Raw genomic sequence first — 16,067 nt, 5'->3', positions numbered from 1 at the left:
CAAATAAAAAGGTGCGCATAGCTTTTACCTTGCCTTAATTAAAAAGCTTCTGCCAAACTTACATAAAAACCACTTTGACGTTGCTCGTTTGGTTTTTTCTCCCCTATACCATAATCTAAACGAACGCTTAAGCCCTTGGCGGGATCAAAGAAATAGCGGCCACCAATACCATAATTAGGCTTGAGGTCCTTTAGGTTGGCATGTCCATTCGGGAAAACTTTCCCTGTTCCACCAAATACAGCTAAGCCAAGCCTTTCCATAAAACGGTACCTGATTTCCATTTGTGCAGCAAAGAGGTTCTCGTCACGGTAGCGGCCTGTATAATAACCGCGCATAACTTCGTCATTGCCCAATTGGGGTAGTAGATAAAAAGAGGTGTGTTTGCTTTGTATGCTATAATAGAGCCCTTGTACGCCTACTACAATTTTGGGCGATAAAGGCCAGAAATTACGGAGGTTCAATTTGAACTGGCTCCCTGTAAAATTTTCACCACCAAATAGATTGGGTGCATATTGGTAGGTAAATCGTCCGAAAAAACCTCTAGTAGGGTAGTTGTTCGAGTTTCTGGTATCATAACTTTGCGAAAGGCCAATGAAAATTACTGATCCGCCATTTTTGTCGAATAGGTTGTTGGAGTGACTAAAAATGCCTCCAATCTCTTGGTCGTGAAATGAATAGTTTTCAAATCCTATGGAAGCACCCGTATAAGCATACTTGGTAATTTTTTTTTCTGTATCGAACAAAAATTTCACCTGACTTTGCACCAATTTATCTTCGTCAATATGGTTGGTATTGTTGCCAATGCCATAGAAATTAAAAGGCATTTTCTTGAACCGCATTTCTCCAATAAAATGCAGCTTATTGCCCTTGGTCCAGGCATCGCCTTTTAGGGTAAGGTTATAGGTTTTCTTGGTAGAGTAAGAGGCTGCACCAAAAAAGTTAGAACTCCTGTTGGTACTATCTTTTTTATCGATATAGAAAGAATAGATCGTACCCAGCCCAAATTCGAAACCTGTTTCTTGGGCATAACCTAAAACAGGAATAGGCATAAAACTGGCCTTGCGTGTAGTATCTTTCTCGTTTGATAATAGCCTTTCAATGAATTTTTTCTGCCCAAAAGTGTTGTTGACAATACCGCAGATCAGTAAAAAAGATAAAAATTGCTTCATTTCATGCAAAGTAAAGTAAATTTATTTTAACAGTCTATTGATTCTTGCTTCCCATGCATCATATGCCCTATTATAAGAGACATCTTTTGAATTTTGGATTTGAACTTTGAAATTATAAAACAATAAACCCTATTTTTGCGCCAAAATAAAATAAATTATAAAAATGAGTACTAACAGAGGACCAATATCGAAATTTATGGAGACTAACTACCTCCATTTTAATGCGGCCGCAATGATGGATGCTGCCAAAGGTTATGAGACCCATTTAGATGAGGGCGGAAAAATGATGATAACCCTTGCTGGGGCAATGAGTACCGCCGAATTGGGAATCTCTTTAGCAGAGATGATCAGACAAGATAAGGTTTCTATCATTTCATGTACGGGTGCCAATTTGGAAGAAGATATTATGAACCTGGTTGCTCATTCCCATTATAAAAGAGTACCCAACTACCGCGATTTAAGCCCACAGGATGAATGGGACTTATTAGAAAATCACTATAACCGTGTTACAGATACTTGTATTCCGGAAGAAGAGGCTTTCCGTCGTTTGCAAAAACATATCCATGCCATTTGGAAAGATGCGGATGACAACGGTGAACGTTATTTTCCGCATGAATACATGTACAAAATGTTATTGAGCGGTGTTTTGGAACAATATTATGAAATTGATCCTAAAAATTCTTGGATGCTGGCCGCGGCAGAAAAGAATTTGCCTATTGTGGTGCCGGGATGGGAAGATAGCACCATGGGGAACATTTTTGCCTCTTACGTGATTAAAAACCAATTTAAAGCAACAACCATGAAAAGCGGTATAGAATATATGGCTTGGTTGGCCGATTGGTATGTGAAGAATTCAGATGGCAAGGGGGTAGGTTTCTTCCAAATAGGTGGAGGAATTGCTGGTGATTTTCCTATTTGCGTGGTCCCCATGCTCTATCAAGATATGGAGATGGAAAATATCCCATTTTGGAGCTATTTCTGTCAAATTTCCGATTCTACTACTTCTTATGGTTCTTACTCGGGAGCCGTTCCAAATGAGAAGATTACCTGGGGTAAACTAGATATCAATACACCCAAATTTATAGTGGAATCTGACGCAACGATAGTAGCACCACTTATCTTTGCATGGATACTAAAACAATAATTAAAAAACAAAATATAAAGGGTAAAATTTAACCCAAACAGGATCAGCGATTTCAAAAAAATCGCTGATTTATTTAGTTCTAGCTAGTAAAATGGCAATAATTTAGAATGATTATAAATTGTATTTCACTGTCATTAATATGTCATTGGTATCCTAATAAAGATTACTTTTGTCCAAATATTTCTGAGCGATAAATCATCATTTATCACTTAGGTTAAAAATTTTATTTCAAAATAAAGCATAAAATACTCATTATGAGGAATATCTCATTAGGATTTAAGAAATTTAGAAAAGCAGCATTCGCATTTGTGGCTCTATCTTTTTTAATTGTAACTGTATCGAAAGCACAAGATGTTGTAGAGGGAAGAACTTTATTTAAGTCGAAGTGTGCTTCGTGTCACGCTCTAGATCATGATGCTACTGGTCCGGCATTAACACCAAAAGTTAATGAGCTTGAGGAGTCTTTTTTAATTCCATGGATTAGAAATAACGTTGAGTTAAGGGCTTCAGGTAATAAGCAGGCAATTGAGGCGGCTAAGTTTTCTCCGTCTGAAATGACCGCGTTTCCTACTTTGACCGATGATCAAATTAAGAACATTATTGCCTATGCAAAAGCGGGAGAGCCTAAAAAAGTTGCAGAAGCAGGTGCGGCAGTTAAAGACGAAGGCGTTTCTAGCCTTTCTATTGCTGGTGTATTGGCCATCATTATCCTTTCTATCATTGTTTTGGTGGTTTTGGGTAGAGCGGTTAAAATGTTGGAACGCCTTATCCTTGAAAAACAAGGTATTGAGGTAGTTGAAGAAGATAATGTATCGTTGGTAACAGGTGTAAAAGGCTTGTTCAAGAACAAGAAGTTTGTTTTCTTTACCGTGCTTTGTTTAGTTATGGTATTAGGTTCATTCGGTTGGATGGGCATGTGGGAAACAGGTGTCCATACTGGATATCAGCCAACACAGCCTATTAAATTTTCGCATGAATTACACGCAGGTATCAATCAAATTGATTGTCAATATTGCCATAGTGGTGCATTCAAGTCTAAAAACTCGACTATACCTTCATTAAACGTTTGTATGAACTGTCATAAGAACGTACAGGCTAGAACTGATGATGGTCTGATTTCTCCAGAGATCCAAAAAATTTATAATGCTTTGGGATACGATCCTGATAAGCAGACTTACGATAAAACCAAAGAGAAACCAATTGAGTGGGTTCGTGTGCACAACTTGCCAGATTTTGCTTACTTCAATCACTCGCAACACGTTGTAGTAGGAGAAGAGGCAATTCGTAAAGAAGCAGGTTTAAAACCAACAGATCCGGTATGTTTTGCCTGCCATGGTCCAGTAAATACCATGGAAGAGGTTTACCAATATTCTCCGTTGACCATGAAATGGTGTATCAACTGTCACAAAGATGCGGATATCTCCAATAAGAAAAACGATGCTTTCTATGCCAATGTAATTGCTGCGCATGAAAAGATCAAAAAGGGAGAGAAAATTACCCCGGCATTATTGGGTGGTTTAGAATGTGGTAAGTGCCATTATTAATAAATAGAGTTTAGTTAAGAACGTTCGATAAACAGTAATATAGCTTAAATGGAAAGCAACAAAAAATACTGGAAAGGTTTGGAGGAGCTGAATAAAACTCCCGATTTTGTTGAAAACAACAAAAACGAATTTGCCGAGCCGCTTCCAATAGAAGATGTTTTAAGTGAAGCAGGATTAAGTACAGTTACCCCACGCCGTGACTTTTTAAAGGCATTAGGTTTTGGTTTAGGTGCCGTTACTTTGGCTGCATGTCAGAAAGCACCAGTTCACAAGTCAATTCCTTATTTGGTTAGGCCAGAAGAGGTGGTGCCGGGTATACCGAACTATTATGTTTCTACCTACAAAGGAAACAGTGTAAAAGTGAAAACGGTAGTAGGTCGCCCTATTAAGATAGAGGCGAACCAAAATTCGGGCACTTTTAACCGTGGTACAGATGCGCAAGCACAGGCCTCTGTTCTTGATCTTTACGATGTTTCTAAGTTAAAATCGCCTTTGTTAAAGAAAGACGAAACCACTTGGGCAGACTTGGACAAATTTGTAAAAGCAGAATTGAACAAGGTACAAGCATCGGGTAAGAAAATCCGCGTAGTGGCAAGTAGCTTGAACAGCCCATCTGCTAAAGCAGTGATCGCTGATTTTACGGCTAAATATCCTACAGCTAAATTGGTTCAGTACGATTCGATTTCTTATACAGGTATCATCAAAGCGAACGAGAACAGTTTTGGTAAAGCGGTACTGCCAAAATACAATTTCGAAAAAGCAGATCTTATTGTAAGTTTTGCTGCCGATTTCTTGGGAACTTGGATTAGCGGTGAAGAGTTTACCGCTCAATATACTTCTAACAGAGATTACAAATCTTTGGAGAAAAAGAAAATGTCTCGTCACTTCCAGTTTGAGGCAGGTATGAGCTTAACCGGTACCAATGCAGATACTCGTATAGCACTTAAGCTATCGGAAGAAGGGCCAGCCTTAATTGCTTTGTATAATGCAATTACTGGTGCTAGTTTATCTGGAGCAGGTTTGCCAGACAATACCAATGCTGATAAAGCAATTAAGTTGGTAGCTAAGGAATTGTTGCAGAACAAAGGTAAAGCCCTTGTCGTAGCTGGTTCTAATGATGTTTCTGTCCAAACTTTGGTAAATGCCATTAATGTGGCTATCGGTAGCTACGGTACTACAATCGATTTAGATAATGCTTGCAAACGTTACGAAGGTAATGATGCTGAATTTGCATTATTAGTTGATGAAATGAATAGAGGCGAAGTAGGGGCGGTGTTCTTCTTGAACTCAAATCCGGCTTACGATGCAATTAATAATAAGGCCTTCACCGAAGGATTGGCAAAAGTAGCGTTAAAAGTTTCTTTCGCTGATAGGGAAGATGAAACAGCTGACCTTTCTGATGTAGTGGCCATTACGCCTAACTATTTAGAAGCATGGGGCGATGCCAATACCTACGAAGGTTATTATAGCATTGTTCAGCCTACTATCAATCCGGTATTCAACTCTCGTCAGGCAGAACAAAGTTTATTGATTTGGTCTGATGCACCTGTTCAGGATTACTACGAATATGTACGTAACTACTGGGAGAAAAATATATTGCCTTCAGCAGGTAAAACTTGGAAAGATGTTTTACAAACTGGTGTAATTACGACTTCAGCTAGGGCCGCTGGTAGTTATGGTTTTACTTTATCATTAGATGCAGTTGCCGCAGCTATTGTAGCGAGCAGCAAAACATTGAAAAAAGATATTGAGCTTCAAGTTTACGAAAGCATTCCAATGCGTGATGGTAAACAAGCCAACAATGCATTCTTGCAAGAATTGCCTGATCCGGTATCTAAAGTAACTTGGGATAACTACGTAGCTTTAAATCCTAGGCAAGCTGAGAAACTGGGTTACAAAGAATTTGATGTGGTAAGCATCAAAGCTGAAAATGGGTACTCGGTTGATTTGCCAGTTTTATTCCAACCAGGGCAAGCAATGGGTACTGCTTCTGTAGCCTTGGGTTACGGACGTACAAAAGCTGGTAAAGCGGGTAATAATGTAGGTAAAAATGCCTTCCCTTTTGTAACTTATACTAATGGTACATTAAAGTATGCGACTACCGCTACATTAAGTGCTACGGGAGCTTGGGAAGAATTGGCCCAAACACAAACTCACTACTCTTTCGAAGGTAGAAATATTGTACGCGAAGCCACTTTCAAAGATTTCTTAAAAGACCCTGCGGCTGGTTCTGGTAACCATCACAAGCATAAAGTATATGACCTGTGGACCACCGATAAGCATGAAATGCTAGGTAACAATTGGGTAATGGCAATCGATTTGAACGCCTGTACAGGTTGTGGATCTTGTATTGTAGCTTGTAATGTGGAGAACAACATCCCGGTAGTAGGTAAAGATGAAGTACGTAGACGCAGAGAAATGCACTGGTTACGTATCGATCGTTACTATAGCTTCAACGATGAGAAGACTGGCCATAATGTAACCGAAGAAAAAGAAATTGCCCACATGGACAATTTGGATAATGTTTCTGTGGTACACCAGCCAATGCTTTGTCAACATTGCGATCATGCACCTTGTGAAACGGTATGTCCGGTATTGGCAACGGTACACTCGTCTGATGGTTTAAACCACATGGCTTATAACCGTTGCGTGGGTACACGTTACTGTGCAAATAACTGTCCATATAAAGTTCGTCGTTTCAACTGGTTCAATTACTGGAATGATTCGCGTTTCGATAACTATCTGAATAATGAGTTTACGCAACTGGTATTAAATCCAGATGTAACTACCCGTTCAAGAGGGGTAATGGAGAAATGCTCTATGTGTATCCAACGTATCCAGGCAGGTAAGTTAAGTGCGAAACTGGAGAAACGTGCTCTAAAGGATGGAGATATCAAAATGGCTTGTCAAGAAGCATGTTCTGCTAACGCCATTATCTTCGGTGATAAGAACGATCCTAATTCGGAAGTTTCCAAAGCATTACGTAGCGAGCGCACCTACTACGTTTTAGAAGAGATTAATGTTGAGCCAGGTATTGGTTACATGACAAAAATTAGAAATATAGATTCAGAAACAAAAGAAGTACACGCTTAATTAAGGTACTTACAGCAATATAAATTATGTCAGGACATAACGAATCAATTTTAAGAGAACCATTAATTACCGGTAAAGACATTACGTATGCACAGATTACGGAAGAGATCTTATCGCCGGTAGAGAATAAACCTAACAAGGCTTGGTGGATCGGATTTATCCTTGCACTTTGCGGAGCTACCTTATGGGTAGTTTCTGTAGGCTATACGTTTTGGTTTGGTATAGGCTCATGGGGTTTAAATAAAACAGTAGGTTGGGCTTGGGATATCACCGGTTTCGTGTGGTGGGTAGGTATTGGTCACGCAGGAACACTGATCTCTGCAGTATTATTACTATTCCGTCAGAACTGGCGTAACTCTATCAACCGTTCGGCAGAGGCGATGACCATTTTCGCCGTTATCTGTGCGGCTACCTATGTAGTATCGCACATGGGCCGTCCATGGTTAGCTTATTGGGTATTACCATTGCCAAACCAATTTGGTTCACTTTGGGTAAACTTTAACTCACCGCTAGTTTGGGATATGTTTGCGATCTCTACTTATTTCTCTGTATCATTATTATTTTGGTACACAGGTTTATTACCGGATATTGCTACCATCAGAGACAGAGCAACGGGTGTACGTAAAAAAATATATACCATCTTCTCATTTGGTTGGACAGGTAGTGTTAAGACTTGGCAACGTTTCGAAGCCGTGTCATTGATTTTGGCTGGTATTTCTACACCTTTGGTACTTTCGGTACACACGATTGTATCTATGGACTTTGCAACCTCGGTAATTCCCGGATGGCATACCACCATTTTCCCTCCATACTTCGTTGCTGGAGCGATCTTCTCGGGCTTTGCCATGGTACTCACCTTATTATTGGTGGTACGTAAGGTATTAGGCTTAGAGAACTACATCACGATGTTCCACATCGAATCGATGAACAAGATTATCATCTTAACAGGATCTATAGTAGGTGTGGCCTATTTAACAGAGTTCTTTATTGCTTGGTACTCAGGTTCACAATATGAACAATACGCATTTATCAATCGTGCTACTGGACCTTATTGGTGGGCTTATTGGATGATGATGACCTGTAACGTGATTTCACCGCAGTTGTTATGGTTCAAGAAAGTACGTACCAGTATTGCGGCAACATGGATCTTATCTATTGTGGTAAACATTGGGATGTGGTTTGAGCGTTTTGTAATCATCGTAACTTCGTTACATCGTGATTACTTGCCATCAAGCTGGACCATGTTTTATCCTACTTGGGTAGATGTAGGCGTATTTGTAGGATCAATTGGTGTGTTCTTTACCTTATTCCTATTATTCTTAAGAGTATTGCCATCTATTGCTATTGCAGAGGTGAAAATGATATTGAAGAGTGCAAGTGAGCAATCGAAAATGAAATTGATCAAAGAAGGTCATTTAGATAAAGAACATGTAGCAGAGTACATTGAGTCTTTAGAGAAATTTGATAGTGTTAAACAAGAAGAATACGCAAAAATATAACAATGAGTAATATCAAATATATTTTAGGCAGTTTTGGCGATCCTGACGAGATGCTACATGGCATCGAAAAGTTAAAGGAAAACAACATCTCTATTTATGATGTATATACCCCAATGCCTATACACGGTATCGAAGCTAAATTGGGTGTTAAAAGATCTAGGTTGGACATAGCAGCTTTCTTTTTCGGCATCACAGGTACTATTACCATGCTTACGGGAGTTTATTTGGCCACAGTAGTTGATTGGCCGCTAAATATTGGAGGTAAAACGCATTTTGCGTTGCCAGACTTTATTCCAATTACGTTTGAGCTAACCATCCTATTTTGTGCATTTGGTTTAGTAGGATCTTACTATGCCTCAACGCACCTGTTTCCAGGTAGGGCACCAAGAGTAATGGATTTACGGGCAACAGATGATCGTTTTATTATTGCTATAGATGCAAAAACTAACACAGAACACGAAAAAATAGATGAACTTTTGAAAGGTGCAGGTGCCTTAGAAGTAAAGCATAATGAAAGGAAGTATGTTAGCTATGAATAAGAATAGAATTGTTTTAGGTGCATTTGGCATACTTGCTGCTGTAGCTATGCTTTCGGCCTGTAGAGATAAAAAAAGTACAGGTTTGGAGTATGCAAGGAATATGTACGATCCTATCGCTTATAACCAGGATCAGCCTAATAAGAATTTTGCCAATGGAGCAACTGCTCAAACCCCTCCGGCGCATACTAATCCGGTAAATTTTATCCGATATGAGTATCCAAATACCAAGGAAGGTTATGAAGCTTCAGTGGCATTGGTTAATCCTTTGCAATTGACCGAGAAGAATTTAGTAGAAGGTAAACACTTTTACACGGTATTCTGCTCACCTTGTCATGGTGAAAAGGGAGATGGCCAAGGACATATCGTAAAGCTGGACAAAGGTATTTCTGGTGTTCCGGCCTATCATGGTGCAGATGCCATGTCATCTCGTGGCGGCTTAATGAAGGATATGCCTGCCGGAAAAATCTATCATACCATTATGTATGGTTTGAATGCAATGGGATCTCATGCTTCACAACTTAGTCCTGAAGAAAGATGGAAAGTGGTGATGTATGTTCAACAATTACAAAAAATACAATAAGAAAACAGATATAAATGGGAACTCATCATTATAATTTAAGTGAACAATTTGAGTTTACAGGAAAAGTTAAAATCCTGAGCATAGTCGGTATCTTTGTTGGTGCTGCAGCTATTGCCTTTGGTTTTTTAAGTGGCGCTCATGAGCGTACTTTTGCCAACCTGTTGCTAATGGCCTATTATTTTGCCTGTGTATGTATGTCTGGCGCTTTCTTCTTGGCTGTACAATTTGTGGCACAAGCAGGTTGGTCAGCATCAATATTGCGTATACCTCAGGCTATGGCTAAAACCTTGCCTATTGCAGTTGTTATACTAATAGCTGTAATTGGGTTAGGACTTTACACACATAACCTATACCACCACTGGCACGCCGATGGATTAACAGACCCTAACTCTCCAAATTATGATCAACTCATAGCGGGTAAGTCAGTGTTTTTAAATGTGCCTTTCTTTCTGGCTAGACAGTTTATATTTTTAGGCTCGTATTCGATCTTTGCCTACTTTGTAACCAAATGGTCTTACAATGAAGATTTAACAGGTGGTTTAGAATCATATCGTAAGAGTTTTAAATACTCTTGTATATTCCTTGTGGTATATGGCTTTACTACACCAGTATTTGCTTTTGATACCATCATGTCATTAGAGGCACACTGGTTCTCTACCATGTTTGGCTGGTATAACTTTGCCGCCATGTGGGTAAGTAGTTTGGCTACCATTGCCGTAATTCTTATCTTATTAAGAAAAGCAGGTTATATGAGTTGGATAAACAACAGCCATCTACATAACTTAGGACAGTTTATATTCGGTTTCTCTATCTTTTGGACCTATGTATGGTTTGCCCAGTTCTTATTAATCTACTATGCCAACATGTCTGAAGAAACAGTTTATTTCTATAAGCGTTTTAATAATTACGAATTTTGGTTCTACCTTAATCTGGTAATGAACTTCCTGTCGCCCTTATTATTACTGATGGATCGTGATAACAAGAGAAGTGAAAATATCTTGCTTGCGGTGTCGATTATTGTACTATGTGGCCATTGGGTAGATTACTATCAAATGATTATGCCGGGTATTTTCGAATTTGGACCAAAAAGCGGTAGCGGTTTTGGAATTTTGGAAATAGGAATTGCCTTAGGTTTTGTGGGATTATTTACCTTTACCGTATTAAGTGCGTTGAGCAAAAAACCTTTGCTTGCTAAAAATCATCCGTTTTTACAAGAAAGTTTAAATCACCATTTATAATAATTACGATTTACAAGAATAGATTAATATAGTTAAGTACATCGTACTACTTTTAAGAAGATGAGTTTAAGAAAATTTATAGTTAATAAAACAATAGCGGGTTTGGCAGTATTATTTACTGTTTTCTCAAGCATGACCGCTTTTGCCCAAGAAGCAGCAGCCACTGCTACAGCTAAACCTGTAGATATGGGCCAAGTACATAAATCGGCATTATTTTATGTCCTGATGTTTCTTCTCTTGTGTTTATTTATAGCCATTGTTGGCAAGGCACTAAAGGTTTATGAGCTTACCAGAGAAACTCAAGGTAAATCTGAAGGAATCAATTGGAATACAGTTAACGCCGTATTATTTGCTATATTTTTGATAGTAGGATTGTATGGGGTATATTGGGAATATACCGTTCATGGAAACATGATCTTACCTGAGGCGGCTTCTGAACATGGTAAGAAGATTGACGAAATGTTCAATTTGACATTGATCATTACCACTATAGTATTTATTGCTACGCACATTGTTTTGTTTTCCTTTGCTTATTTCTACAAAAGTTCAGGTAAGAGAAAAGCCTACTATTATCCTCATAACAATACTTTAGAGAAAATATGGACTTTAGTGCCTGCATTAGTGTTAACTGTGCTTGTATTAATGGGATTCTTAACCTGGAGATCTATATTCTATAAAGTAGAAGATCCTAATAATAAACCTTTGAGCATTGAGATTACTTCTTCTCAGTTTCAATGGGATGTTCGTTATCCTGGTCCCGATGGCTTAATTGGCTTGAAAAACTATAAATTAATTACTTCATTGAATGCTTTGGGTATTGATTTTAACGATAAGAACAGTTTAGATGATTTAGTGGCCGATGAGATTGTAATTCCTGTAAATAAACCTGTACGTTTTACTTTAACCAGTAAAGATGTAATCCACAGTTTCTATTTACCGCATTTTAGAGTACAATTGAACACTGTACCGGGTATGACCTCTTACTTTGAATTTACACCTACCATTACTACGGCAGATATGAAGACAAAGACCAATGATCCTAAGTTCGATTATATCCTGTTATGCTCTAAAATTTGTGGCGCTAACCATTTCAATATGCAAAAGAAGGTTAGGGTAGTTTCTGAACAAGAATACAAAGAATGGCTTGTTGGACAATCTACCTATTTAACCAACGATTTAAGAAAGGCATTTAATTTGCCTATTCCCCCTGCAGCTAAAACGGCGGATACTGCTGCTACCGCATCAACAGTAGCGGTAGGCGCAACAAATCAATTAGCTTTAAAAAAATAAATAATACTGGAAAACCTTATTATGTCAACAATATCACTACAAGATACACACCACGATGATCATGGACATGGGCATCACCATGAAACGTTCCTAACTAAATACGTATTTAGTCAAGATCATAAAATGATTGCCAAGCAGTTTTTAATAACTGGTATCATAATGGCAGTTATAGCTATGGCGCTATCTATTTTATTTAGGATTCAGTTAGCTTGGCCTGATCAAACGTTTCCTTTATTAGAAACTTTTTTAGGAAAGTGGGCTGAAGGAGGAAGGATAAAACCTGACTTTTTCTTGGCGCTGGTCACCATACACGGTACCATAATGGTATTCTTTGTGTTAACTGCCGGACTAAGCGGTACTTTCAGTAACTTATTAATTCCTTTGCAGTTGGGTGCAAGAGATATGGCTTCGCCATTCTTGAATATGCTTTCTTACTGGTTTTTCTTTGGTGCCTGTGTAGTAATGATGGGTTCATTTTTTACTCAGACTGGCCCTGCTAGTGCTGGTTGGACAGTATACCCTCCACTTTCGGCTGTCCCTAAGGCTATGCCAGGTTCCAACATCGGTATGACCTTATGGTTAATTAGTATGGTAATGTTTGTCGCTTCATCTTTAATGGGCGGTATCAATTATGTAAGTACCGTGTTGAATATGCGTACCAAAGGAATGGATCTTTGGAAAATGCCTTTAACCATTTGGGCATTCTTCTTAACCGCTATTTTGGGTATCCTTTCGTTCCCAGTATTGGTAGCGGGTGTGGTGCTATTGGTATTTGACCGTAGTTTTGGTACGAGTTTCTACTTATCAGATATGGTTTTTGGAACGCAGATTATGCCAAATGAAGGTGGATCTCCAATTTTATGGCAACACTTGTTCTGGTTCTTAGGTCACCCTGAGGTATATATCGTAATCATGCCGGCTTTAGGTATTTCATCAGAGATCATCTCTGTAAATTCTAGAAAGCCAATTTTCGGTTACCATGCCATGGTGTATTCTTTGATCGGTATTACGGTATTGTCATTTATTGTATGGGGTCACCACATGTTCGTTACAGGTATGAACCCGTTATTGGGTGGAGTGTTTATGATCACTACTTTGATCATTGCCGTACCATCGGCTGTAAAGACCTTTAACTATTTAGCTACTTTATGGAGAGGTAACATCAGGTTTACACCTGCCATGTTATTTGCTATTGGTTTGGTATCGTTCTTTATCTCTGGTGGTTTGACCGGTATCTTCTTAGGTAATGCTTCTTTAGATATTAACTTGCACGATACTTATTTCGTAGTGGCCCACTTCCATTTGGTAATGGGATCTGCAGCAATATTTGGTATGTTAGCTGGTGTTTATCACTGGTACCCTAAAATGTTCGGAAGAATGATGAACCCAAAATTGGCTTATTTGCACTTTTGGATAACGTTTATCTGTGCTTATTTGGTATTCTTCCCACTTCACTTTTTAGGTTTAGATGGTGTACCTCGTCGTTATTATGCATTTACAGAATTTGAGTTCATGCAAAAATGGTTAACGGTAAACGTATTTGTAACTTGGGCTGCTATTATCGCAGCACTTGCACAAGTTGCGTTTTTGTTTAACTTTTTCTATTCGATATTTAAAGGTAAAAAAGCACCTCAAAATCCATGGGAAGCGAACACTTTGGAATGGACTACCCCAGTAGAACATCTTCATGGTAACTGGCCTGGTGAAATTCCAACAGTATATCGTTGGCCTTATGACTATAGCAAGCCAGGAGCTGAGCATGATTTTATTCCTCAAACAGTTCCGTTCTCTCAAACTATGAGTTCAAATTTACCTCATGATTTTGAAGGAAATGAAGAAGCAGAGCGCATACAAAAAGAATGGGAAGCAAACAATAAGCCTGCACAGTAACCTTACACTGTAAGCAAGCAACTTTGTTGAAAATATGTAATAAGGTATCTGCAAAGTGTATTAACTTTATCAGATACCTTATTTTTATAAATCTATCATACACAAATGATTTCTAAATCTGAAAATAGATTTATTAGAATAAACTTTATTACCATCATAGCTACTTTAGTGGTGATTTTGGCTGGTGGGGTAGTGCGAAGTACTGGTTCTGGAATGGGCTGTCCCGATTGGCCTAAATGCTTTGACCAATATATTCCACCTACGTCTGTAAAGCAGTTACCAGCTGATTATCAACAGAAATATCTCGAAGGTAGACAAAAGAAAAATGAGAAATTTGCTAAATATCTCGAAAGCTTAGGTAAACACCAGTTGGCAGATAGTATAAGAAATGACAAATCTATTCTTGTACATGAAGACTTTAATGCTGCCAAAACCTGGACTGAATACATCAATAGGCTAGCCGGAGCGATTTTGGGAATTTTTCTCTTGCTCACTGCCATTTATGCTTTTGCCTATCGTAAAACAGCGAAGCGGATAGTTATACTCAGTTGCTTGAATATTTTTGTAGTAGGTTATCAGGCTTGGCTTGGATCTATTGTGGTTTCTACCAATTTAACACAATGGGTGGTAACCGTACACATGTTATTGGCTTTGGTAATTTTGGGGATTTCCATTTATACTTATAACTATGCTAAACAGTTATATAAAGAGCCTACAGTGATTATGTACCGTATCATGTGGCTCAAGGGATTTTTGCTGTTTACTATTATCATCTCCATAGTCCAAATTATATTGGGTACAGAAGTGAGGGAGAGTATTGACACCATTGCGAAGTCGCTGGAGTTTAATGATAGGCATAGTTGGGTGAATAAAGTAGGTAATATATTCTCTTATCATAGAGATCTGGCCATATTGGTAGGGATAAGCAATTTTATCGTCTATAAAATGGTAATTGATAGATTTAGTGGTAAAGCCTGGCCTTTAATAACGGCTAATTATCTAATGGTTGTGCTCATTGTTCAGATTGCATCCGGATTTTTGCTTTCCTATCTAGGTTTACCTCCGTATGCCCAAGCAATTCATATCTTGTTTTCGACAATTATGTTTAGCTTACAATATTATCTATACCTATTAGTCTATAGAACAAAAACTTATAAAACAACTTAATCATTAAAAATTGAAACAGTTTTTTGCAGATTTTTCCAAGCTCATTAAGTTCAGACTAACATTTTTGGTCGTTTTTTCTGCTTCTGTTACATTCTTGATAGGTTCTAAAATCCAGGTAGATCGTGCTATAATTGATGAGATCAATTGGAACAATTGGCTGATATTAATTATAGGGGGATTCTTGGTTACTGGAGCTGCAAATTGCTTCAATGAAATTATTGAAGTCGATCTGGATAAATTAATGAGCAGAACCAAAGATAGGCCAATGCCTGCTGGCAGAATGACAACTGGTCAAGGATTAGTTTCTGGTTTGGTGATGGGCATTGCAGGTACATGGTTACTGGGCAAACTCAATTTGGAAACGGGTTTGATTTCTGTATTTTCAATATTATTATATGCTTTTGCTTATACCCCATTGAAGCGGAAATCGCCAATTGCAGTATTTGTTGGTGCTATACCCGGTGCGTTGCCGCCGCTTATTGGTTACCTGGCGGCCATAGGGCATTCTCCAATAGGTTATGTGCCTAGAGATTATCAGATAGCGATTATTTTATTCTTGGTTCAATTTGTTTGGCAGTTTCCACATTTTTGGTCTATAGCATGGGTATTGGATGAAGATTATAAAAAAGCTGGTTTTAGGTTGCTGCCCACAAGAGAAAAAGATAAGACCAGCGCTATTTTTACTTTTATTAGCACTTTGGTCCTAATACCCGTAAGCCTATTGCCCACATTTTATGGCTTTGGAGGATATTATGTAGCAGGTGTTTCTATCTTGTTAGGATTGATTTTTAGTTGGTATGCCTACCAGCTTGTAGTTAAAATGGACTTGCCTAGTGCAAGAAAAGTGATGTTCTGTTCCTTCTTTTACATTCCATTGGTTCAGTTGGTTTTATTGTTTGATTTAGTTGTTTAAA

At 38.4% G+C, this 16,067-nt stretch carries 12 protein-coding genes; 11 read left to right on the top strand and 1 reads right to left on the bottom strand.

The features are described from left to right. Positions 1 to 38: 38 nt before the first annotated feature. Complete coding sequence (locus JHD79_RS05895) at positions 39 to 1,169, bottom strand: BamA/TamA family outer membrane protein (protein ID WP_199118285.1); 1,131 nt, start codon at positions 1,167 to 1,169, stop codon at positions 39 to 41. A 163-nt stretch (positions 1,170 to 1,332) separates the two neighbouring features. Between JHD79_RS05895 and JHD79_RS05890 the strand changes: the two genes are divergently transcribed. The 11 genes from JHD79_RS05890 (at position 1,333) to cyoE (ending at position 16,066) form a co-directional block, all read left to right on the top strand. After that, positions 1,333 to 2,313, top strand: a complete 981-nt coding sequence (locus JHD79_RS05890) for a deoxyhypusine synthase family protein (RefSeq protein ID WP_199118284.1) — start codon at positions 1,333 to 1,335, stop codon at positions 2,311 to 2,313. A 254-nt stretch (positions 2,314 to 2,567) separates the two neighbouring features. Beyond that, positions 2,568 to 3,857, top strand: a complete 1,290-nt coding sequence (locus JHD79_RS05885) for a c-type cytochrome (RefSeq protein ID WP_199118283.1) — start codon at positions 2,568 to 2,570, stop codon at positions 3,855 to 3,857. A 48-nt stretch (positions 3,858 to 3,905) separates the two neighbouring features. Beyond that, a complete protein-coding gene (locus tag JHD79_RS05880; RefSeq protein WP_199118282.1) occupies positions 3,906 to 6,950 on the top strand; it encodes a TAT-variant-translocated molybdopterin oxidoreductase in 3,045 nt (1,014 codons plus the stop codon). 26 nt (positions 6,951 to 6,976) lie between these two features. After that, positions 6,977 to 8,449, top strand: coding sequence for an NrfD/PsrC family molybdoenzyme membrane anchor subunit (gene nrfD / locus JHD79_RS05875; RefSeq protein ID WP_199118281.1), 1,473 nt, complete (start codon positions 6,977 to 6,979; stop codon positions 8,447 to 8,449). Positions 8,450 to 8,451: 2 nt separating this feature from the next. After that, a complete protein-coding gene (locus JHD79_RS05870) occupies positions 8,452 to 8,988 on the top strand; it encodes a DUF3341 domain-containing protein (RefSeq protein WP_199118280.1) in 537 nt (178 codons plus the stop codon). Continuing rightward, entirely contained in the window at positions 8,972 to 9,568 is a 597-nt protein-coding gene (locus tag JHD79_RS05865; RefSeq protein ID WP_233164589.1) for a cytochrome c, read from the top strand. The genes JHD79_RS05870 and JHD79_RS05865 overlap by 17 nt, the downstream gene beginning before the upstream one ends. A gap of 14 nt (positions 9,569 to 9,582) precedes the next feature. Next, the gene (locus tag JHD79_RS05860; protein WP_199118278.1) at positions 9,583 to 10,806 is read left to right on the top strand and encodes a quinol:cytochrome C oxidoreductase; all 1,224 of its coding nucleotides are present in this window, start codon (positions 9,583 to 9,585) and stop codon (positions 10,804 to 10,806) included. 60 nt (positions 10,807 to 10,866) lie between these two features. Further along, positions 10,867 to 12,096 (top strand): cytochrome c oxidase subunit II, encoded by a 1,230-nt coding sequence (locus tag JHD79_RS05855; protein WP_199118277.1) that lies wholly within the window; start codon positions 10,867 to 10,869, stop codon positions 12,094 to 12,096. Positions 12,097 to 12,117: 21 nt separating this feature from the next. After that, entirely contained in the window at positions 12,118 to 13,986 is a 1,869-nt protein-coding gene (locus JHD79_RS05850; protein ID WP_199118276.1) for a cbb3-type cytochrome c oxidase subunit I, read from the top strand. A 105-nt stretch (positions 13,987 to 14,091) separates the two neighbouring features. Beyond that, positions 14,092 to 15,153 carry a heme A synthase gene (locus JHD79_RS05845; RefSeq protein ID WP_199118275.1) on the top strand — a complete coding sequence of 354 codons (1,062 nt, stop codon included), beginning with the start codon at positions 14,092 to 14,094 and terminating at the stop codon, positions 15,151 to 15,153. 10 nt (positions 15,154 to 15,163) lie between these two features. Beyond that, positions 15,164 to 16,066, top strand: coding sequence for a heme o synthase (cyoE, locus tag JHD79_RS05840; RefSeq protein ID WP_199118274.1), 903 nt, complete (start codon positions 15,164 to 15,166; stop codon positions 16,064 to 16,066). Position 16,067: the final 1 nt, after the last annotated feature.

Source organism: Pedobacter sp. ASV28 (genome assembly GCF_016428855.1).
In the GTDB taxonomy this organism is placed as follows: domain Bacteria; phylum Bacteroidota; class Bacteroidia; order Sphingobacteriales; family Sphingobacteriaceae; genus Pedobacter.
The sequence above is the reverse complement of the archived record's forward strand: the minus strand, read 5'-3'. Positions and strand labels throughout refer to the sequence as shown.